Origin of the sequence: Pusillimonas sp. T2, assembly GCF_002236805.1 — a bacterium.
Classification (GTDB): domain Bacteria; phylum Pseudomonadota; class Gammaproteobacteria; order Burkholderiales; family Burkholderiaceae_B; genus Neopusillimonas.
In genome coordinates this window covers 386,938-408,299 of record NZ_NIQA01000002.1, presented here as the reverse complement: position 1 = coordinate 408,299, position 21,362 = coordinate 386,938, and the positions used below count along the sequence as shown (strand labels likewise).

The following is a 21,362-nucleotide window of genomic DNA, read 5'->3' as shown; positions in this document are numbered from 1 at the left end:
GCTGTCTCGGGCTCTTTTTCCGGATAGTGCCCCATGATTCAAGGCGCTAGACTGGGTTTCATCACAATTGATCTCTCGACCTATTGGGGAAAACCATGAATGAACGAACCGCAGTATTGGCCTTGCATTACCAGAACGAAGTGCTGCATCCGGACGGCAAGATCCGGGTAGGCGTAAACGATGAAAAAGTGCGCGAGCGTCTGATTAATGGCGCCACGCGCTTACTGGCGTTTGCCCGCGACCAGCAATTGCCGGTGGTGCACGTGCGTATTGCTTTTCGTCCCGACTATGCGGACTGCCCCCGTAATACGCCTATTTTCCAGAAAACCATCGAGCTTGGCGCCGTGAAGGACGGCGAGTGGGGTGCCGAATTCATGGCGCCTCTGCAACCGTTGAACAACGCGCGCGAGTTTGTGGTCACTCATCAGCGCATCAGCTCGTTTGCCGGAACGTGCCTGGACAATATTTTGCGCATGCTTGATGTGCAGCATTTGATTGTGGGGGGCGTGGCGACGCATTCAGTCGTTGAGCATACCGTGCGTGACGCTACCGATCGGGGCTACGAAGTCACCATTGCGGCTGACGCCTGCGCTGCCGGGTCACCTGAGTTTCATGATGCGGCGCTGCGCAGCCTAGCGTTTGTGGCGAAAGTGTCTAGCGTTACTGAGTTGAGCGAAGGTGCCGCGTAGGGGGGCGTTTTATAAATTTGCGCCGTCCGGCAGTGTTGCGGGACGGCGCAGTGTGAACGTTTAACCCTTGTGGTTAAACGCCCATATAGCGCACCCACAGGCTGCGGTCGGCGTCCAGTTCGGCGGACGAGCCTGTCCAGACGATTTTTCCGCGCTCCAGAATAATATGGCGGTCGGCCAGCCCGACCAGCTTATCGACATATTTGTCGACCACCAGTGTGGTTTGGCCTTCGCGTTTCAGCAAGTCAAGGCAGCGCCAGATTTCTTCGCGAATCAAGGGGGCGAGGCCTTCGGTGGCTTCGTCAAGAATCAGCAAGCGCGGATTGGTGGACAATGCCCTGCCAATGGCCAGCATTTGCTGTTCGCCGCCCGACAATTGCCCGCCCATATGCTGGCTGCGTTCGGCCAAGCGCGGGAAAAGATCGTAAATGCGTTCCAGTGTCCATTGGTTGGCGCTGCCATTGCGGTTGCCGGCAAACGCCACCAGGTGTTCGCGCACGGTCAGGTTTGGGTAGCACTGCCTGCCCTCGGGCACAATGGCGATGCCCAGGCGGGCAATGGCGTCGGGCGCCATAGTGTTCAGTGCCTTGCCTTCCCACCAAATTTCGCCCTGTGTGGGTTTAAGCAAGCCAACAATATTTTTGAGTGTGGTGCTTTTACCCATGCCGTTGCGGCCCAGCAGCCCGATGACCTCACCTTCGTCGATGGTGAAATCCATGCCGAACAAGACCTGGCTGGCGCCGTAGCCTGCGTGCAGGTTTTTACAGGTTAACAAGTGTTTGTCAGCCATGGGCGACGGTCTCCGAGCCTAAATAAACTTCTTGAACCTTCGGGTCGTTGCGGATTTGATCGACCGTCCCCGAGGTAATGACTTTGCCGTAAACCAGCACCGAAATGCGGTCGGCCAGTTGAAACACGGCTTCCATATCGTGTTCGATCAGCAAAATTGCCATGTGCTGGCGCAGGCCTTTGATGAGTTCGACCACACGTGCCGATTCGTCGGGGCCCATGCCCGCCATAGGCTCATCAAGCAACAACACCTTGGGGTTGGCCGCCAGCGCCAGGGCAATGTCCAGTTGGCGCTGTGCGCCGTGAGGCAGGCTGCCGGCCATGCTGTTCAGGACAGCCTCGCCTTCGATGCCCACTTTGGCGCCCAGGGCTCGAGCTTTTTCGTTCAGTACGGCCTCGTTGTTACGCACGCCAAATACTTTGAAATTGTTGCCTTCGTGGGCCTGAATAGCGAGCCGCAGGTTGTCGATGACGCTGATTTCTTTGAAGAGATTGGTGACTTGAAAACAGCGTGACAAACCCGCGTGTACACGTTCGTGGGCCTTCAGGCGGGTGATGTCTTGTCCGTCCAGCGTGATGCGCCCGGCATCGACGGGCAGCAACCCCGAGATAAGGTTGACCAAGGTGCTTTTGCCTGCCCCGTTGGGGCCGATAAGCGCGTGGACCTCATTGGCGTTGACTGAAATGTCGACGTTGTCGGTGGCCCGCAAACTATGGAAACTTTTGACCAGGCCGGTCGCAGAAAAAAGACTCATGCCTGCCTCCGGATAAATTTAAACAGCCCGCCGTTTTGGTGACCTTGTTCGCGGCTGAACAGTGCCCACAGGCCATTGGGTGCATACAAAATGATGAGGATGACCAGCAAGCCCATGGGCCAGTGCCAGTACTCGGTGAACTGTGGCAAGAACTCTTTCAAGATGCCCCACAAGCCTGCGCCCAGAATGGCGCCCCATTTGTAGCCCATGCCACCCAGGGCAACAATCACCATCAGCTCGGCCGAGTGTGTCCAGTGAATTGTGGTGGGGCTGATAAAGCCGTTCTGCGTCATCATCATGGCGCCGCCCAAGCCGGCAACGGCCGAACCAATGACGAAGGCCTGTAGTTGCAGCTTGAACGTGGGGTAACCCAGGGCCTGCATGCGTACTGGGTTGTCGCGAATACCCATAATGGCTTTGCCGAAGCGCGAGTCGACCATGCGATTGAAGAATGCAAAGGTCAACACGAACATGACCAATACCACGGCGTACAAGGTGTTGGTGTCCATCGGATCAAAGCCCAGGCCAAAGCTGAGCGGGGTCGACAAGATATAGCCGTCGTCGCCGCCGTACTGGCGCAGTGACACCGCGATGTAGTAAACCATTTCGGCAAAGGCCAGGGTGATCATCAGAAAGTAGATGCCGCGGGTGCGCAAAACGATAAGACCGATCAGCGCCGCCCAGATCGCGGTGATGACGGTGGCGCCGAACCACAGCAGCCAGACTGACGTAATGCCGGCTTCGATCAGCGCGACCATAGCGTAAGAGCCAACGCCAATAAACCCGGCATGCCCTAAGGCGACCATGCCGCCGTAGCCGAGCAAGAAGTTCAGGCTGGTCACGATGATCATCGAGATGAGCAGGCGCATGACAAAGCCGGTGTAGTAGTCAAGCCCCAGGTATTGCGAGAAAACAGGGAAGGCTGCCAGCAAAACGATGCCGAGCAGCGGCACCCAGGCGGACGACTTTGAGGTGTTGTGACTGGGCATGAATTATCCTCGTGCGGGGAAAAGTCCGGATGGTTTGCAGCCAAGCACAACAATCATCAGGATATACATCAGAACGCTGGCCAGGGCGGGGCCCACGTCGGCGGCAACAACCGGCGACGCAACCATGCTGATAAGACCAGGTATGAAGGCGCGGCCGGCTGTGTCGACAATGCCAACCAGCAAGGCGGCTATGAATGCGCCGCGTATCGACCCGATGCCGCCAATGACAATAACGACCAGTGCGGGGATCATGAACGAGTCGCCCATGCCAACCTGTACGGCGGTGACGGGGCCGACCATGGCGCCGCCAATACCCGCCAGGGCTGCGCCCAGAATGAAAATCAGCGAGAAGACGCGTCGCACCGGTACACCCATGAGCTGGGTCATGGTGCGATTCGATGCGCCGGCACGCACCAGCATGCCCAGCCGTGTATGCGTCATCATGAAGTAAAGCGCCAGGGCGGCTACGATACCGACGGCGATGATCAGCAAGCGGAAGGCCGGGTACTCAAGCCCGCCGATCAGCTCGACAGAGCCGGCGAGCGAGGGCGGTGTGGCGGCCATGATAGGGGCCGGCCCCCAAACGTACTTGACCAAGTCATTGCAAATAAGAATGACGCCGAACGTGGCCACGACCTGATTCATGTGGTTGCGGGTGTATAGACGGCGGATCAGGCTGGTTTCCAGCAGCAGCCCGACCAGCATGGTCAGGGCGACTGCAATAAGGACGGACAGCGTGAATGAATCGGTGACGCCATAGGCTGTTGCGGCAAAATAGGCGCCAAACATGAATAGCGAGCCGTGGGCCAGATTCATGGTGTCCATCACGCCGAACACAATGGTCAGGCCCGCTGCCATCATGAATAGAATCAGCCCCAGGCCGATGCCATTCATGAGTTGTTCAATAATGGATAGGGTGCTCATGTGTGCATGTGCTCATGTTGAGGGGTTGTTGCTGCAGGCGCAACTGCGCTGCAAGGTAAAGCTGCAAGGTGGCCATTCTTGTTGAATTCGCCGGGTGTCACTATCCGAAATAGGCATCAGCCCCGAATGGTTTATCCGAATCATGCAAAAAACAGGGTTAATCCCGGTATGGTCAGGCTACGCTGCCATAAGCGGACAACCGCTGCAAGTAACGGCTATTGCGCATTTTCGCTGCGTAATAAATTGCCTCCTACGGAATGACTCTTGAACCGTTTGGAGGACAACATGAGCATCAGCAACGAGGAAATTGCGGGTCTGGTTCGTTCAGACAGCGTACATAAACGGGTATACACCGATCCCGAGCTTTTCCAGCTGGAAATGGACCGCATTTATGGTCAGGCCTGGATTTACGTTGGTCATGAAAGCCAGGTGAAAAACCCAGGCGACTACCACACCACGCGTATCGGTGACCAAGACGTGATCATGACACGGGGCACGGATGGCAAGATCAATGTGCTTTATAACCGCTGCCCGCACAAAGGGGCGCAACTGGTTGCCCAGGGCGATGGCTGTGCAGGGAAGTTTTTCCGCTGCCCCTACCACGCCTGGACATTCAAGCTTGACGGTTCGTTGCTGTCGGTACCGTTGCGCAATGGCATGGAAGGTACGACCTTCGACAAGTCTCACCCCGATTTCTCCATGCGTCCCCTGGCGCGTGTCGACTCGTATCGCGGCTTTGTGTTTGCCAGCCAGTCGGCTGAAGGCCCTGATCTGGTGACCTTCCTTGACGGTGCCGCGTCCTCTATCGATAACCTGTGCGACCGTTCGCCCGAAGGCGAGGTCGAGGTCGTTGGTGGTGTATTCCAGGTGATGCAGTTGTCCAACTGGAAGGTCTTCTACGAGAACCTTCACGACACCATGCATGCGCCCATTACGCATGAATCGTCCTTCATGGCGGCGCGCGATGAAGCCCAACATCTGGGTGAAATGCCGTTCGAGCTGCTGATTATGGACGGCAACGGTGAGCCTTACGAATTCTGGGAAAAGCTTGAGCTGCGTGCCTACAAGAATGGCCACGGCTACATGGAAGCCATTTTTGACCCCGCCGCGGCCACCCGCGACCCGGTCTCGCGCGCGCACTTCGAGTCGTTGGCGGCTGTGCATGGCGAAGAAAAGGCGCGTGCCATTTTGGGTATGAACCGCCACAACACCGTTATCTACGGCAGCGGCTCGCCTCATACGGTGTTCCAGCAGTTCCGCGTTATTCGCCCCATCAGCGTCAATCGCACGCTTATCGAAATCCAGACGTTCCGCCTGAAAGGCGCGCCTGACTCGGTATTTGACCGCGCCTTGACGTACACCAACGTCATTAACTCGCCATCGTCCAACGTCATGCCAGACGATGTCGAACTTTATCGCCGTTGCCAAGAGGGCAATATGACCCGTGGCGGCGAGTGGGTCAGTCATCACCGTTATGCCGGCACCGATAAAGAAACCCCCGAAGGCACCGTGTCGGTCAATGGCACCAGCGAGCTGCCCATGCGTAACCAGTTTGCGGCCTGGAAGCAGTACATGCTGTCCGGTAACAGCGCACAGTCACAGGAGTAATCACCATGCTGCTTGATCGTACTTTTGACTTTTCCGTTGAACCCGTTTCCAGCCTTTCTCCTTCGCTGGAGACTTACCACAGCATCCAGCAGTTTCTGTTCCACGAAGCGCGTTTGCTTGATGATCGCAAGCTTGATGACTGGCTGAAACTCTGGACGCCGGAAGGCCGTTACTGGGCGCCTCGCAAACAGGGGCAAGAAAACCCGTTCGACCATGTGTCGCTGTTCTGGGAAGATGCGATGCTGCGCGAGGTGCGTGTGCGCCGTGTTAACCACGCCCGCAACTGGTCGCAGCATCCGCCGACTTACGGTAGCCGCCTCGTAGGCAATGTCATGATCGATGGCGCCGATGCTGAAGGCCGCATTATTGTGCGCTCCAGCCTGCAGCTTACCGAGTACCGCAACGAGCCGCGCCAGTTGGGCGCGACGGTGTATCACAAGCTGGCCGCCACCGAGTCCGGCGGTTGGGCGATTCACCTGAAGCGCGTCAATCTGACCAACTGTGAAGGCGTCTTCGGCATGCTTGACATGCATATGTAAATTGACTGGGCCAAGCCTTGTTGGAAGATCAACGTCAGGAGAAAACATTGACACAAGCACAAACACTGCAGTTGCCCTTGGGCGGTAAGGTTGCCATTGTTACCGGAGCCTCTCAGGGCCTGGGCGCCGATATTGCCAAGGTGTTGGCCGACGATGGCGCCCATGTGGTGCTGGTCGGCCGCGGCGCCGAGGCAGGTAATAAAGTGGCCGCCGGTATCGGTGAGCGTGCTGTTTTCTTCGAAACCGACGTGACTTCCGACGAGGCGATCGATCGGTGCATAGCGTTTGCGGTCAAGCGGTTCGGGCGCATCGATATGCTGGTCAATAATGCCTGCAGTTATGCCGATCAGGGGTTGGCGTCTTCGCGTGAGCAGTGGTTTCAAACCCTGAACGTCAACCTGATTTCAGCGGCCATTTTTACGCAAAAGGCTGTGCCGCACATGGCACCAGGGTCGGTGGTCATCAATCTGGGCAGTACGGGGGGTAAATTTGGCGCGGCGGGCCGTGCCATTTACCCGGCGTCAAAGGCCGCTATTTTGCAAATTACACGCAATTTTGCCGTCGATCTTGCACCCAAAGGCATTCGGGTTTTGTCGGTGTCGCCGGCCTGGACGTGGTCGCCTTCGACCGAGTCGATGAGTGGTGGTTCTATCGAAACTGCCGACGCTGTTGGCGCCCACTTTCACCCTTTGGGGCGAGTTGGGCGCGGCGAGGAAATTGGCCATGTCGTATCGTTCTTGGCTACCGACAAGGCCTCGTGGATGACCGGAGCCGACGTGCCCGTCGACGGTGGCTTTTCGATGCTTGGCCCCGACCGCGGCATTTCGCCACGCGCCTGGTTTGCGCAACTGGCGCCTGGGCAAGATACCGCTACTTAAGCCACGTTAGGCCGTCATTGTGTCTAGCGCGCCGTCGTTGTCGGGCGTGGCTTAGCGCGTATGGGGTTGCGCTTCTAGCGAAGCCGTTTGGGAAATAGTGTCCAGCAAATAAGGGCCGAAACGACGCTGCTGGTTGTCATTAACAGCACCATGCCGGTTGCGCCCAAGCCGGCCAGCGCACCTGAAAGCGCCGTCATGACGGCCCCCGCACCGAACTGCATGGCGCCTAGCAATGCAGATGCCGTTCCGGCCAATTGCCGTTGTTCCATTAAGGCTAACGTACTGCCTGTTGGCATAATGAACCCCATCATGGCCAAAGCGAAAAACAGGCCTGTCGACAAGATAATGACGTTCGTCCCCCCGGCTGCCAGATACAGCAGCAGTAGGGCCATAAGTCCAAAGTAAGTGGTGTTGGCAAAACGGTAGGTTGCTACAGGGCCGAAGCGTGCATGCAGCTTTGGGTTGCTGATTGACGCGGCGACCAGACCTAGCGCATTTAGCGCAAACAACAGGCTGAACTGTGTGGGCGAAAAATTGAATTGACTGATGAATACACTGGCTGACCCGGCGATATAGGTAAAAAAGCCGGCTTGGGCAATGCATAATGCCAAGGCATAAGGCAGGAACGCGCGATCGATCAGAATTTTTTTGTAGTTTTGAAGTGTCTGACCAACCAAGGTGGCCTTGCGTTCGGCATGGCCCCTCGTTTCGGGTAACAAGATTGCCGCCCCTGCGCCTAGTATTAGCCCATACATCATGAGTGTCCAGAATATGGCACGCCATGAGTCCAGTTGGGCAACCAGGTTGCCCAACATGGGCGCAAGAATGGGGCACAAACCCAGCGCGGCCAATATCAGCGACATCATGCTGCCCAGTGCCTGGCCCTTGAAAAGGTCTTTGGCAATCGCAAAGGCAATGACCATGCCAATCGAAGCGCCAATGCCCTGAACGAAGCGCAACCATTGGAATGCCACGATATTGTCGGCTAAAGCGCAGCCGATCGAGCCGAGTGTGAAAATGCCCAGGCCCAGATAAATGAGGGGCTTACGGCCGAATTTATCGGAAAGAGGGCCATACGCCAATTGACCCAGCATTAGGCCGATGAAGAACGTCATCAGGCTAAGCTGAACGGCGCCTTCGGTCGTATCTAATGCCTTGGCCATGTCGGGAATGACAGGCAAGTACATGTCGATACCCAGGGGGCCGATGGCCGTCAGGGCAATTAGAATAATCGGAAGTGAGATGCCTTGACGAGGAGCGTCGGCGTGTGATGGTGTCATTTGGGCTTGGCCGGTAACAAGATTGCTATACCTGCCAGTTCTGCGAGAGTAAAAGGGTGTATATTATGAAACCAATGGGTTTCCTAAGTCAAGATCAGTTTTAGACAATGACCTCGAAAGTGTCCTCACCGCGCCTTGGGCGCCCACCCGTCATGTCTACACAAGAGCGCATCAAGATTATTTTTGATGCGGCCGAACGGCTATTCGGCGAGCGTGGATATGAGCGCGTCACTATGGCCGACATAGCCGCCGAGGCGGGCATGTCGAAGAAATCGCTTTACGTATGTTTTACCGACAAGCGAGCCTTGTTGACGGCCTTGGTCAGTGCATCAGATATCTGGGCAAATGCTATCGAAAAAGCAGATGGCGAAGATCCTGTCCAATTGCTGGCAATGCGCTTAAAACTGGTGGCTGATCATGTGTTGTCTGAGCGGCACATACGCTTGTGTCGCGTGGCCATCAGCGAAAATGCCGGCTTGGGGGTTGCCAGCGGCATTTTCTATGAAATGGCCTTCATGGCGGGGCGACAGTCACTTATAGAGGCCGTGCGTCAAGTTCCTGCGTCTCAACGCGGGACCAAACTGCCCGACGACCAGTTGGCTGACGTGCTGTTCGGCGGCACGTTGGGACGCTGTTTGCTCGAAGCGCTGGTGACAGGAAAGCAGGCCGATTTGGCCGAAGCGCATCAGTTGGTTGACCAACTGGTTCAGGCTTTATTTCTCTCTGAAGCAAGCTCATGAAACCTTGATCAGGCTTGTCCCAGGCCAACTTTGACGGCTTCCTCTGCTTCAAAATGTAAAATGCTCAGGTGTTTTAAACCGGAGACCCCAAATGCAATTACTGCTCTCGGCGGGTTTGATTTTGCTTTTTGTTGTCTGGGGCGTCGTCGCGCCCGATTCGTTAGGCAGCGTATTCAATTATTTGCTTGGCACCATAAGCGTCAACTTTGGCTGGCTTTACTTATGGGTCGTGTTGGGCCTGGTGGTCGTTGCCGCTGTGCTGGTGTTCAGTCGCTATGGCGACCTGAAACTTGGCAGTGAAGACGACGAGCCAGAGTTCTCTCTGGTGAGTTGGTTTGCTATGCTTTTTGCGGCCGGCATGGGTATTGGCCTGGTTTTCTGGGGTGTGGCCGAGCCCATTTCACACTATGGCGCGCCGCCGCCGGGTATTGCTCCACAAACGCCTGAAGCGGCCAATGCCGCCATGCGCTACAGCTTCTTTCATTGGGGCTTGCATCCTTGGGCGGTGTACAGCGTGGTTGCGTTAGCCATTGCGTTCTTCTCATTTCGTCGAGGTAAGCCGGCCTTGGTTAGTGCAGCGACCGACGCCTTGCCCTGGTCTTGGGCGCCTCGGTTGTCGGCTTTGGTTAACGTGCTGGCAGTGATTGCCACCGCTTTTGGTGTGGCGGCTTCATTGGGCATCGGGGCGCTGCAAATCAACAGCGGGCTTAATGCTGTGTTTGGTTTGCAGATCAGTGCGGGCACTCAGGTCGCCATCATTGCCGTTACCACCGTGTTGTTCCTGACGTCGGCAGTGACGGGCGTGTCGCGCGGCATTAAATGGTTATCCAACATCAACCTGGTACTGGCTTTGCTGCTCATGCTGGCAGTGTTCGTGCTGGGGCCGACTGTAGCCATTATCGATACTTTCACCACAACGCTTGGCGCTTACGCCAGCGAATTTGTGCGTATGAGTCTGCGAACGACGCCGTTTCGCGAGAGCGGTTGGGTCAGCGGCTGGACAGTCTTTTACTGGGCGTGGTGGATTTCCTGGTCGCCTTTCGTGGGTCTGTTTATTGCCCGGGTTTCCAAGGGGCGAACTATTCGCGAGTTTATTCTGGGCACTGTATTTGCGCCTACGTTGGCGGGCTTCGTGTGGTTCTCCGTGTTCGGGGGGACGGCCTTGCACATGGAGATCTGGGCTTCGGTGCCTTTGGCCGAGGCGGTTAAAGCTGACGTATCGACTGCCTTGTTTACGATGTTCGAGGCCCTGCCTTTTGGCCTGCTGATGTCGGTGGTGGCGACCATTTTGGTTCTGGTGTTCTTCGTCACGTCGGGTGACTCGGCGACCTTGGTGTTGGGCATCATGAGCACTGGTGGTACTAAAGACCCCAGCACACAGGTAAAAATTCTTTGGGGGCTGCTGATTGCGGGTATTGCAGCCAGCCTATTGCTGGCCGGTGGCGTGCAAGCGGTACAAACGGCCACTATCGTTTTTGCACTACCGTTTGCTGTGGTGATTGTTCTGACGGTGTATTCGTTGTGGCGTGCCATTCGGGCCGAGTGGCGTGAAGAGCAGCGCAAGGAGCGTGAGCTTCGCCGCCGTCTTCGCGCGCTGGCCGACAAGCCTTAGGCGATGACAGGGGGAAACATGAGCCGACTACTTTTTAATAATGGCGCGGTTTGTCACGCCCATGAGCAGGCTCGCCCTAAGGCAGCTGTGGCCGTTTGCATGGTGCTGAGCCTTACCGCCGGGATGGCCGCCGCCCAAACCGACGTGTTGGGTGCCAGTGCGCAGGTCTATGGGTCGGTGCGTATGCAGGCTGAAGCGGTTCGACCTCACGATCGAGGCGCTATGGACGACTACGTCGGACTGCGCGACGCGTATTCCCGCTTGGGGGTTAAGGCGGGCTACCGCTTCAGTGAAAATTTTGCGGTGTTTGGCCAGGTCGAAGTCCCGTTTGATACCGCCAACCTGCGGTTTCGGGACCCTTACGATCAAGGTGGGGCGGGACGCGACAAGGGGGCGCGTCTGCGACTGGCCCAGGTTGGTCTGGATACGCGCCTGGGCAAGCTAACGTACGGCCAGCAATGGATGCCTTACTACAACGCCATTGCGGCGCCGTTGGATCAGTTCAACAGCTATTACAGTGGGTTTGCTACCTATACATCGTCGCGGGTGGCCGATACCGTGTCCTACTACAGCCCCGAAATTCTCGGTCTTTCGTTTGCGGGCTCGTATTCGGCGCCGTCTGGCAACCGACGGTCTGCGGCACGTATCGACGATAGGCGGGTTCAGGTCACTGCATCGTATGCGCCATTTGCGGGTACCCTTATTTCGGCTGGCATGGACGACCGCGGCCAGGCCGGATTTGGCCGCAATCGTATTTACGGCCTGTCGGCCTCGCACACCGAAGGCCCCTGGTATTTTGCGGCCAAATACGAATGGTTTGATTCGGGCAACCAAACGCCGGGTAGTTTTTCGCGCGATGGTAACCAGGCGGTGAATGTCATGGCTGCTTACACATTTGGCGCTAATACAGTGCGGGCTATGTTGGCCAATGTGCAAGATTACGGTGATACGATTGTGCACCTTGGGTTCGATCATCAATACAACGACCAGTTGAAGCTTTTTGCCGAGATCTATTACGAACGCAATACGGCGGCTATTACGGCCAAGCGTGGCGGTCTGGCCGAGTCGGTGTCGGGCATTAACGGTGGCCGTGTGTTTTTGGTGGGCGCCCGCTACGATTTTTAAAGAGGTAGTGCAATGTCGGTACAAGACTTATTGAAACAGGTGTTGCAGTCAGGTCAAGGCCTGGGTCAGTCGGCTGGCGGTGCGTTGGGCGATATGGCCAAAAGCAAGGGCATGGGCGGCTTTGGCGGTGGCGCCGTGGCTGGCGGTGTGCTGGGTTTGCTGCTGGGTAATAAAAAATTCCGAAAAATGGGTGGCAAGGTGGCCACTTATGGCGCGGCCGCAGCATTGGGGGCAGTGGCGTTAAAAGCCTACCAAGACTGGCAGTCGGGAAAGCAGGCGCCTGCAGGGCAAGCGCCGGCGCAGCCCGCGCCTGCTCAAGGTTATGGGGCTGTGCCCGCAGCGGCGGCACCTGCGGCCCTGGGCTGGTCTGCCTCTGATGCCGAGCAACACAGTCGTGTAGTGCTGGCGGCCATGATTGCTGCCGCCAAGGCCGACGGTCATATCGGCCCGCAAGAGCGTGAGCTGATTGAAGGCGAGGTGTTGCGTGTGGCTAGTAGCCCGGCCGATCGCGCATGGTTCGATGCCGAACTGCAAAAGCCGGCCGATCCGGCGGCTGTGGCGTCCATGGCGACCACCCCCGAAATGGCCGCCGAGGTTTATTTGGCCAGTTTGCTGGTGGTCGACGAAGAAAGCTTTATGGAGCGCGCCTACCTCGATGAGCTGGCCCGTCAACTCAGGCTTGACCCGTCGCTTAAAGGCCGCCTTGAGGCCCAGCTTAAAGCCTTGTAATTTTACTCAGCCTGTAGGGGCTTAACTCAAAGCCGGGCGTTGGAGCCAGTATCCATGCGCCCGGCCATACTCTGGCGTTTACATGTCGTCTCAAGCTTCTTCGTCACGTCTTTTCAACAAAGACCTGGTCCTGCTGATTATCTGCCAGGGCCTTTTTTTCACCAATAACGTGACCTTCATCGCCATTAATGGTTTGGTGGGGCTCGACCTAACACCCGTCCCCTGGATGGCGACCTTGCCGATCATGGGGTACGTGGTCGGCGGCGCCTTGTCGACTGCGCCGGTGGCGCGCACGCAAAGCAGATTTGGTCGAAAAAAGTCGTTTCAGCTTGGGTTGTTGGTGGCCGTGGTGTCGGCCTTGCTGTGTGCGCTGGCAGTATTTACCAAACAGTTCTGGTTATTGGTAGCGGCTACGGTGGTTGCGGGTTACTACAGTGCTAATGGGCAGTTGTACCGTTTTGCAGCCGCCGAGGTGGTGTCTTTGACCCTGCGCGACAAGGCGATTTCTTGGGTTTTGGCGGGCGGCTTGATTGGCGCCATTATTGGTCCCAATCTGGCACGCTACACCAAAGATGTGGCGGCATACCCCTTTATGGGGGCGTATCTGGCGCTGGCTGTTTTGGCTGTGTTGGCCATGGTGCTCATGCGCTTTATCCGTTTCCCCGATGACAAGCGCACCCAGGCGCCCAAAGAAACAGGGAGAGCACTATCGGAAATTGTTCGCCAGCCCATTTTTATTGTTGCTGCGCTGGGAGCGGCGTTTGGCTACGGCATCATGAACCTGTTAATGGCCGCGACCCCGCTGGCCATGGCAGTTGACGGTTTTGCGTTTGCCGACACAGCCATGGTATTGCAATGGCATGTTATTGGCATGTTTGCCCCCGGTTTCTTTACCGGAGCGCTCATCAAGCGCTATGGCGCCCTCGAGATCATGGCGGCCGGCGTTGTGCTGAACTTTGCATGTATTTTTATTGCATTGTCCGGCGTCAGCTTCGAGCACTATCTGGTGTCATTGTTCTTGCTGGGGGTAGGCTGGAACTTTCTGTTCACTGGGTCGACCAGCCTGGCCACCCGCGCCCATACGCCCGAAGAACGCGATAAGGCGCAAGGGGCCATTAATTTTTCTGTGTTTATTGTGATGGCGCTTTCGTCGTTTAGTTCGGGCGCGCTGGTGACTACACAGGGGTGGTATTGGTTGAATATCGGCTCATTGGTGCCTGCAGCGATGGTTGGGTTTGCGCTGTTGGCCCTGTTTGTGCGCCGGGCTCGCGCGGCCTCATGATGCTTTGTCGGTGGCGGGCTCTTGCACAATAGGTAACACCATGACGCTGGATGTGGCCGACGCCAGCAACTTGTTATTGGCGTCGACCAATTTTGCTTCTGTAAAAATCATCCGTCGCCCGCCACTCACCACCGATCCTATCGCTCTGATAGGGCCGGTGTCTTTGGTTACGGCGCGGTGATACGAGATTTTGATTTCTACTGTGGCAATGGTGTAGCCCGGGTCTACTTTGCTTAGCGCAACATAGCCGCATGCAAAATCAAGCATGCTGGCAATAAAACCGCCGTGTACGACCGCATTGGGGTTGTACAGGTGCACGTCGGGTGTGCCTTCAAAAACGACTCGGCCATCATGAGCCTCGGTCATCTTGATGTCCAGTGTTTCTCCTAGGCCGCAACGAATGTCTCGTTCGGCCATGGTTTTCAGTTGTTCCAGCCCTGTCAGGTGGGTGCCCAGTTCCGCCATCTGGCTCATGATTTTTTCCTTGCTGCAAAAATAAGTAGGGCTGGCTAGTCGTGCGGCCTAGGTTTTTACCTAGGCCGTATAGCCGATTCATTTGTAAAAAAATCTAAATTTCGGCGCATTTCTGCCGTTACCCCAAAGTTACGTCATAGTTTACGACACGTACTGTCACCGGCGCCGGCGCGCGCCACGGAGAAATAAATTGAGTAAGTTAAAAATCGGAACCCGGCTGTCGCTGGCGTTTCTGGTGATGCTTTTGTTGATTGCGGTTTTAGCGGTGGTGGGGGTGTTGCGCATGCAGGCGGCTACCGAAACGGCTGACAACATTATTAATGTTCGTGTAAATAACGAGCGATTGACGCGAGACTGGAACCGAATAATCGAGTTGAACACGGTCCGCACTGCGGCCTTGTCCTTGATTGTTGAACCTGATCAATACACGGCGTTTACCAAAGAGATTGAAAGTCTGACCGCACGCTCTGAAGAGATTCAGGCCGAGTTACGTAAAGCATTGGTGAATGAAGAGGCTATTCGCCTTTTCGAGGCCGCTCAGCAGCGTCGCGCCGAATATCGCGAGGCCCGTGCAAAGGCGCTGAAGGCTCAGCAAGAGGGGCGTTTCGACGAAGCGAATCAATTCTTCCAGAAAGATATGGACGTTTTGCGCGACCACTACATGAATGCCGTTGATGCCTTGCAGGCCAACCAGCAGAACCAAATTCAGAAGGATGGCGAACGTCTTAACAGGGACAACGAGTTCGGCATTGTTTTGATTATCGTGGTGGGTGTCGGTGCGGTGGTGCTGGGCATTTTGCTGGCGTTCTTCATTACGCGCTCTATCGTTGTGCCGCTGCGCCGTGCCGTGGGTTTTGCCGAAACTGTGGCCAAACGCGATCTGACCAGTCATGTCGAAATCCGTGGTGACGATGAGGTCGCTACCTTGTTGCGTGCGCTCAAGCGCATGAATGACAACTTGCTGGGTGTAGTGGCCGACGTCCGATCGGGGGCTGAATCGATTGCCACAGCGGCCGGCCAGGTTGCTGCGGGTAACATTGACTTGTCGGCCCGCACCGAAGAGCAGGCGTCGTCTCTGGCAGAAACCGCCGCCACGATGGAAGAGTTGACTACCACGGTGAAACAGAACGCCGATAACGCCAATGAAGCCAATCGTTTGTCTGGCACAGCCGCCCGTGTGGCCGAGCAAAGCGGCGACCGGGTGTCTCAGGTGGTGGGCGTGATGGGCTCGATCAATGCATCAGCCAAGCAAATTGTCGACATCATCAGTGTGATCGACGGCATTGCTTTTCAGACCAATATTCTGGCGCTGAATGCCGCTGTTGAAGCGGCCCGCGCCGGCGAGCAAGGCAAAGGCTTTGCCGTGGTGGCGGCCGAGGTGCGTTCGTTGGCCCAGCGCAGTGCGCAGGCCGCCAAGGAAATCAAAGGTCTGATTGATTCGGCCGTATCGATTACCGAAGAGGGCAATCGCCTGGTGGCTGAAGCCGGCACCAGCATGGAAGAAACCGTCAACAGTATCAAGCGGGTGGCTGACATCATTGCCGAAATTTCGTCGTCCAGTCACGAGCAAAGTACCGGCATTAGCCAAGTGAATGACGCCGTGGCTCAAATGGATCAAGTGACGCAACAGAATGCGGCCCTGGTTGAAGAGGCTTCCGCAGCTTCTGACAGCATGCGTGAGCAAGCGGGTACGTTGGCTCAGTTGGTGGCTACGTTCAAGATTGATCTTGACGCTATTGTCGTCGTCGACGAAGAACGGCGTCGGGCCTTGCCTCGCGCTCGTCCGGCGTTGTCGGCGTAAGCTGTCTCTGTCGTGTAATGCATGCCCCGGGCCGGTGTTATTGCCGGCCCGATTTTTTACAGGAAGTGGTCGAGCAGGCGGCGGCTATGCCGATCGAGGGATGACAGCGACTTCAACAAGAACTGCACCCCATGGCTATCGGTGATCAGCAGGGTCGACGCGTTCAGGCGTCGGATGTCTTCTTCACCTTTGAGGGTCAGGCGAGTGGGGCCGCGGTCGGTCTCGATGTCCCAGGTGCTGGGTGTCGCGCGGCTTGATATTCGCGCAATACGCAAGATGGCTGGCGTGAACTCGCGCTGGGTCAAGTCCGACTCAATCAGGGCGCGGGTCGCCGCGTCCAGACCTTCCAGGTTGGCCACTTGCGCTAGCTCCTTACCTTCGGGGCTGACCAGTGAAATGGCTTCGGCCGGGGCAGTAATGGGGAAGTTGCGAACCGCCGATACCCGACAGGTTTGACCGTCGTGGCGCAGTTGCAAATGGCCCATGGCATCGCGGATCAAATCAAGATTAGTCGTCGTTGTCATGGCGTTCGCTGCCGGCCGATGCCGGTTGAAGATCGTTGAGTTGTGATTGCGCGTGATACAGGCGGGCGTAGGCGCCGTTTTTGGCCAGCAAGTCGTCGTGACGGCCAGTTTCTACGACCTGTCCCTTGTCCATGACGACCAGGCGATCGGCCTTGCGCAACGTGCTGAGGCGATGGGCGATAGAAATGGTTGTGCGGCCTTTGACCAGGTTGTCCAGGGCTGTCTGGATTTCTTTCTCAGTGCTCGTGTCGACCGACGACGTGGCTTCGTCAAGAATGAGGATGCGCGGATCAATAAGCAACGCGCGCGCGATGGAAATACGCTGGCGTTCGCCGCCGGAGAGTGCCTGACCACGCTCGCCGACCAGCGAGTCGTAGCCATGGGGCAGTCGCAAAATGAACTCGTGAGCATGTGCCGCCTTGGCTGCAGCAATGATGTCCTCGCGCGAGGCCTCGGGCTTGCCATAGGCAATGTTCTCGGCAATGGTGCCAAAAAACAGGAAGGGCTCTTGCAGGACCAGACCAATGTGGCGCCGGTACTCGGCGATGGGCAGGTCGCGGATGTCGACCCCGTCGATGCGGACACTGCCTTCTGTCACGTCGTAGAAGCGACAGATCAGGTTGACCAGCGTACTTTTGCCTGAACCGCTATGACCGACCAGGCCAATCATTTCGCCGGGCCGAATATCTAGGCTGAGATTATGAATGACTTGTCGGCTGCCGTAACGAAAGCCGATGCGGTTCAGTTGCAACCCGCCCTCGACGCGGGCGAGGTGCTTGGGTTTGATGGGCTCTGGGACGCTTGAAACATGATCGAGAATGTCGAAAATACGCTTGGCGCCTGCTGCAGCGCGCTGGGTGTGCGACACGATCCGGCTCATGGCATCGAGCCGGATATAGAACCGGCTGATATAGGTCAGGAAGGCGGTCAGTACCCCCACCGTGATTTCTTCAACCGAAACCAGCCATATGCCAAAGCCCCACACGACCAACAAACCGATTTCGGTCAGGAAAGTGACGGTGGGTGAGAACAGCGCCCATAAACGGTTGACCCGATCGTTAATGACCAGGTTGCGGTCGTTGGCATCGCGAAACCGTTGCACTTCGCGTTTTTCTTGGGCGAAGGCCTTGACCACGCGAATGCCGGGAATGGTATCGGTCAGTACGTTGGTCAGTTCTGACCAGACCCGGTCGGCACGTTCGAAACCATGGCGCAGCCGGTCGCGTACCAGATGAATCAGCCAGGCAATGAAGGGCAGCGGAATCAGCGTGACCACCGCCAGCCAAGGGTTGATCGAGAACAAAATGATGGCCGTCATGACGATCATCAGGACGTCGGTTAAAAAATCGAGCAGGTGCAGCGACAGAAAAACGCAGAGCCGGTCAGACTCTGAACCGATGCGGGAAATCAGGTCGCCTGTCCGTTTGCCGCCAAAGTATTGCAGCGACAGGGTTTGCAAGTGTTGATAGGCGGTGGTGCGCAGGTCGGCGCCGATGCGTTCGCTGACTTTGGCCAGCAGGTAGGTGCGGCCCCAGCCCAGTACCCAGGCAAGCAACGACGCCAGCAGCAGACCCCCAAGGTAGTATTTGACCAGGGTCCAGTCGATAGGTACGCCATTCTGGAAAGGGATGAGCACCTTGTCCATCAGCGGCATGGTCAGATAGGGGGGGACCAACGCGGCGGCTGTTGAAGTGATAGTCAGCACAAACCCGATGAATAAAGGCCATTGGTAGGGCCGGGCAAAGCGCCACAGCCGGAACAGCGCCCAGGTTGAAGGCGGGCTGACGAGGTTAGCGGGTGCGGTCACCTCGGGTTGGGCTGTCGCAGTGTCTGCGACGGGGTGGCCGTGCTTGAAGGCTGCAAACTGGTCAAGCAAATGCCTTGCCGCCGGCCCCTGGCTTAGCGTGTAGTGCCACCGGCCTGTGGTGGCCTTGCCATTGTGTAGGTTGATATGACCTACGCCGTGCTGGTCGACATGGTCGAGCTGGCTTTCGGATGACAGCGTGTGTGCGTCCCAATCGGCCTGTTCCGCGTGTCGTGAGAGCAGGCGTTGATTGGTCAGCACCAAGATGCCGGCCCGGAATGCCATGTCTGTGTCCAGATCAAGGGCCATCCAGCCGATCAGGCGTTCATCAGCCAGGAGTTTCGTCTGGATCTGGTCGAGCCATTCGCGCGTGTACTGCCCGGCAACGGGCAAGGTTATAGAGGTGGGAGCAGTCATGAAAGGAGCGTGAGGCGGCGAAGACCAGAGCAAAGGGCGGGTTTATGCAGATTTGCGACATTATCGCGTCAGACGTGATCTGGCGCGAGTATTTTGTTGCACAGTTGCTGCGGCAGGAGTCTAATTTGTGCACCAGAATTCTCTGGGTTCCAGCGTATCTCTTTTGCCGTCCTCCGGCTTTTTCTCATGTCCAGAAAACAGATCAATATCCTTCGGATGTTTTCTTTGCGCGGCCCCAGTATCTGGGCGTATAGACCTTTGCTTGAAGTTTGGGTCGATATCGGCGAGCTCGAAGATTACCCCTCCAACCTCTTACCTGGCTTTAACGACCGTCTGGCGACATGGTTGCCCGGGCTGGTTGAGCACCGTTGCAGTGTCGGTGAACGTGGTGGTTTTTTACAACGGTTACGCGATGGTACGTGGCCGGCGCACATCCTTGAGCATGTGGCGCTCGAGTTGCAAACGTTGGCGGGTTTCCCGGGTGGCCTGGGCCGCGCGCGCGAAACCTCGGTGCGGGGCGTTTACAAGGTAGTGGTTCGCGCTTGGTGCGAGCCCCTGACCCGCGAAGCCGTATTGGCCGCGCGTGACCTGGTTATGGCGGCCATCGAAGACCACCCCTACGATGTCGATGCTGTTGTCGAGAAATTGCGCGACATTGCGGCCGATTTGCGGTTGGGGCCAAGTACCGAGGCCATCGTCAATGCCGCCGATGATCGCGACATTCCCATGATTCGCTTAAGCGACGAGCACAACCTGGTACAGCTGGGTTACGGTGCCGCGCAACGTCGTATCTGGACAGCAGAAACCGACCAGACCAGCGCGATTGCAGAGGGCGTTGCAGGTAATAAAGATCTCACGCGCAAAATTTTGGGTCGTTGCGGTGTCCCGGTGCCCGAGGGGCAAGAAGTCGACACCGTGGATCAGGCCTGGGAGGTGGCGACGGATCTGGGGTTGCCGGTGGTGGTCAAGCCGACCGACGGCAATCACGGCCGTGGTGTTTTTACCAACCTGACCACGCGCGAGGAAATTGAAACGGCATACGCCGTAGCGGTTGATGAAGGTAGCGGCGTGCTGGTCGAGCGCTTTATTCCTGGCGATGAGCACCGTCTACTGGTTGTGGGCGACCAGATGGTGGCTGCCGCCCGTGGTGACGCGGTAAGCGTGGTAGGTGATGGCGTCAATACCATCGAGGCTTTAATTGAGCTTCAGATCAATGCTGACCCGCGTCGTGGTCGTGATGAAACTCAGCCCCTGAATATCGTACGCCTCGACTCGGCGGCACGTCTTGAAATTGGTCGTCAGGGGTATAACGCCCAGTCGGTGCCTGCCGCAGGCAAGCGTGTCCTCATTCAACGCAATGGCAATGTCTCGATTGACGTTACCGACAAGGTACACCCCACAACCCGTGATTTGGTTGTGCTTGCCGCGCGGGCGGTGGGGTTGGACATCGCCGGTATTGATCTGGTCGTCAGCGATATTGCGCTGCCTTTGTCTGGGCAGGGCGGCGCCATTGTCGAAGTCAATGCGGGGCCGGGGTTGTTGATGCACCTTAAGCCTTCTGCCGGCGAGGCCCAGCCCGTTGGCGAGGCCATTATCAACCATCTGTTTCCAGGCGACGCCAATGGCCAGATTCCAGTGGTGGGGATCACCGGCAGCCGCGGTAAAACGACGGTGTCGCGCATCTTGACGCATTTGCTGCGTTTGCAGGGTTATTACGTCGGGCTTGCGTGTAGCGATGGCTTGGTATTTGATCGCCGCCTGGTTAGCGCAGACGACTGTGATGGTTGGGATTGCGCGCGCCGGATTTTGCTGAACCCGGCTGTTCAGGCAGCTGTCGTAGAAAATGGCGCCCGAACCATTCTGACCGAGGGGCTGGCCTACGAACGTTGCCGGGTAGGCGTGGTAACTGGCATCGAAGCAGGCGAAACCTTACCTGATTTGTATATTGAAGATGCCGACCAATTGTTCAAGGTGTATCGCACCCAGATCGATGTGGTGCAGAAGCATGGCGTGGCGGTGCTGAATGCCGATGATCCGGCTGTTCTTGAAATGGCCGATCTGTGCGATGGCAGCGTTGTGCTGTTTGGCATGTCGGCGGGCAGTGAGGCTATTGTTGCGCACCGCGCCAACAGCGGTCGGGCAGTAGTCGCAAAAGACGGTTGGATCCTCATGCTGGATGGCGCCGAGCAGTCTGTGTTGACCGAGCTGGCGATGGTGCCTGTGATCGATGGGGCAACTTCGCCGGTATTGACGCAGTCCGTACTGGCAGCAGTGGCCGCAGCGTGGTCGTTAGGCGTACAAACCGAGGTCATTCGTGCTGGTATTCAAACCTATGGGCATGCCGCTTCCGAAGGCATGGTTCAAAGCGGATCGGCTGTTTCGCCGTCCGTTCATCCTTGACGG

19 protein-coding genes are annotated in these 21,362 nt (G+C 57.1%); 11 read left to right on the top strand and 8 right to left on the bottom strand.

The genetic code is table 11. The features are described from left to right. Nucleotides 1-95: 95 nt before the first annotated feature. The gene (locus PuT2_RS04990; RefSeq protein WP_093969916.1) at nt 96-689 is read left to right on the top strand and encodes a cysteine hydrolase family protein; all 594 of its coding nucleotides are present in this window, start codon (nt 96-98) and stop codon (nt 687-689) included. A gap of 73 nt (nt 690-762) precedes the next feature. On the opposite strand, the gene PuT2_RS04985 is transcribed toward PuT2_RS04990, so the two are convergent. Genes PuT2_RS04985 through PuT2_RS04970 form a run of 4 tightly spaced genes read right to left on the bottom strand, consistent with a single transcriptional unit; the run spans nt 763 to nt 4,146 of the window. Then, nucleotides 763-1,479, bottom strand: coding sequence for an ABC transporter ATP-binding protein (locus PuT2_RS04985; protein WP_093969915.1), 717 nt, complete (start codon nt 1,477-1,479; stop codon nt 763-765). Next, the gene (locus PuT2_RS04980; protein WP_093969914.1) at nt 1,472-2,233 is read right to left on the bottom strand and encodes an ABC transporter ATP-binding protein; all 762 of its coding nucleotides are present in this window, start codon (nt 2,231-2,233) and stop codon (nt 1,472-1,474) included. The genes PuT2_RS04985 and PuT2_RS04980 overlap by 8 nt, the downstream gene beginning before the upstream one ends. Next, nucleotides 2,230-3,222 carry a branched-chain amino acid ABC transporter permease gene (locus PuT2_RS04975; protein ID WP_093969913.1) on the bottom strand — a complete coding sequence of 331 codons (993 nt, stop codon included), beginning with the start codon at nt 3,220-3,222 and terminating at the stop codon, nt 2,230-2,232. Before PuT2_RS04975 ends, PuT2_RS04980 begins: the two co-directional genes overlap by 4 nt. Before the next feature lie 3 nt (nt 3,223-3,225). Next, complete coding sequence (locus PuT2_RS04970) at nt 3,226-4,146, bottom strand: branched-chain amino acid ABC transporter permease (protein ID WP_093969912.1); 921 nt, start codon at nt 4,144-4,146, stop codon at nt 3,226-3,228. Nucleotides 4,147-4,431: 285 nt separating this feature from the next. On the opposite strand from PuT2_RS04970, the gene PuT2_RS04965 reads away from it, so the two are divergent. Genes PuT2_RS04965 through PuT2_RS04955 form a run of 3 tightly spaced genes read left to right on the top strand, consistent with a single transcriptional unit; the run spans nt 4,432 to nt 7,171 of the window. Further along, nucleotides 4,432-5,754, top strand: a complete 1,323-nt coding sequence (locus PuT2_RS04965) for an aromatic ring-hydroxylating dioxygenase subunit alpha (protein WP_093969911.1) — start codon at nt 4,432-4,434, stop codon at nt 5,752-5,754. 5 nt (nt 5,755-5,759) lie between these two features. Then, entirely contained in the window at nt 5,760-6,293 is a 534-nt protein-coding gene (locus PuT2_RS04960; RefSeq protein WP_093969910.1) for an aromatic-ring-hydroxylating dioxygenase subunit beta, read from the top strand. A gap of 47 nt (nt 6,294-6,340) precedes the next feature. Beyond that, a complete protein-coding gene (locus PuT2_RS04955) occupies nt 6,341-7,171 on the top strand; it encodes an SDR family oxidoreductase (RefSeq protein ID WP_233574780.1) in 831 nt (276 codons plus the stop codon). A 74-nt stretch (nt 7,172-7,245) separates the two neighbouring features. Here PuT2_RS04955 and PuT2_RS04950 read toward each other — a convergent pair whose 3' ends face one another. Continuing rightward, entirely contained in the window at nt 7,246-8,451 is a 1,206-nt protein-coding gene (locus PuT2_RS04950) for a multidrug effflux MFS transporter (protein WP_093969909.1), read from the bottom strand. Between the two features lie 152 nt (nt 8,452-8,603). Between PuT2_RS04950 and PuT2_RS04945 the strand changes: the two genes are divergently transcribed. The 5 genes from PuT2_RS04945 (at nt 8,604) to PuT2_RS04925 (ending at nt 13,939) form a co-directional block, all read left to right on the top strand. After that, nucleotides 8,604-9,191: a TetR/AcrR family transcriptional regulator gene (locus tag PuT2_RS04945; protein ID WP_158214009.1), complete on the top strand. Its 588-nt coding sequence runs from the start codon at nt 8,604-8,606 to the stop codon at nt 9,189-9,191. Nucleotides 9,192-9,282: 91 nt separating this feature from the next. Further along, the gene (locus PuT2_RS04940) at nt 9,283-10,803 is read left to right on the top strand and encodes a BCCT family transporter (RefSeq protein ID WP_093969907.1); all 1,521 of its coding nucleotides are present in this window, start codon (nt 9,283-9,285) and stop codon (nt 10,801-10,803) included. An 18-nt stretch (nt 10,804-10,821) separates the two neighbouring features. After that, complete coding sequence (locus PuT2_RS04935) at nt 10,822-11,928, top strand: porin (protein WP_093969906.1); 1,107 nt, start codon at nt 10,822-10,824, stop codon at nt 11,926-11,928. 12 nt (nt 11,929-11,940) lie between these two features. Next, entirely contained in the window at nt 11,941-12,657 is a 717-nt protein-coding gene (locus PuT2_RS04930; protein WP_093969905.1) for a tellurite resistance TerB family protein, read from the top strand. Nucleotides 12,658-12,739: 82 nt separating this feature from the next. Further along, the gene (locus tag PuT2_RS04925; protein ID WP_093969904.1) at nt 12,740-13,939 is read left to right on the top strand and encodes an MFS transporter; all 1,200 of its coding nucleotides are present in this window, start codon (nt 12,740-12,742) and stop codon (nt 13,937-13,939) included. Here the strand turns inward: PuT2_RS04925 and PuT2_RS04920 are convergent. After that, nucleotides 13,934-14,413, bottom strand: a complete 480-nt coding sequence (locus PuT2_RS04920; RefSeq protein ID WP_093969903.1) for a PaaI family thioesterase — start codon at nt 14,411-14,413, stop codon at nt 13,934-13,936. The genes PuT2_RS04925 and PuT2_RS04920 overlap by 6 nt on opposite strands. A 190-nt stretch (nt 14,414-14,603) precedes the next feature. Here PuT2_RS04920 and PuT2_RS16190 point away from each other — a divergent pair, with 190 nt between their 5' ends. Continuing rightward, nucleotides 14,604-16,214 carry a methyl-accepting chemotaxis protein gene (locus tag PuT2_RS16190; RefSeq protein WP_093969902.1) on the top strand — a complete coding sequence of 537 codons (1,611 nt, stop codon included), beginning with the start codon at nt 14,604-14,606 and terminating at the stop codon, nt 16,212-16,214. A gap of 56 nt (nt 16,215-16,270) precedes the next feature. Here PuT2_RS16190 and PuT2_RS04910 read toward each other — a convergent pair whose 3' ends face one another. Continuing rightward, nucleotides 16,271-16,738, bottom strand: coding sequence for a DUF1854 domain-containing protein (locus tag PuT2_RS04910; RefSeq protein ID WP_093969901.1), 468 nt, complete (start codon nt 16,736-16,738; stop codon nt 16,271-16,273). Further along, complete coding sequence (locus PuT2_RS04905) at nt 16,722-18,959, bottom strand: ABC transporter ATP-binding protein (RefSeq protein ID WP_093969900.1); 2,238 nt, start codon at nt 18,957-18,959, stop codon at nt 16,722-16,724. The genes PuT2_RS04910 and PuT2_RS04905 overlap by 17 nt, the downstream gene beginning before the upstream one ends. 186 nt (nt 18,960-19,145) lie before the next feature. On the opposite strand from PuT2_RS04905, the gene cphA reads away from it, so the two are divergent. After that, on the top strand, nt 19,146-21,359 hold the full coding sequence (cphA, locus tag PuT2_RS04900) for a cyanophycin synthetase (RefSeq protein WP_093969899.1): 2,214 nt from the start codon (nt 19,146-19,148) through the stop codon (nt 21,357-21,359). Nucleotides 21,360-21,362: the final 3 nt, after the last annotated feature.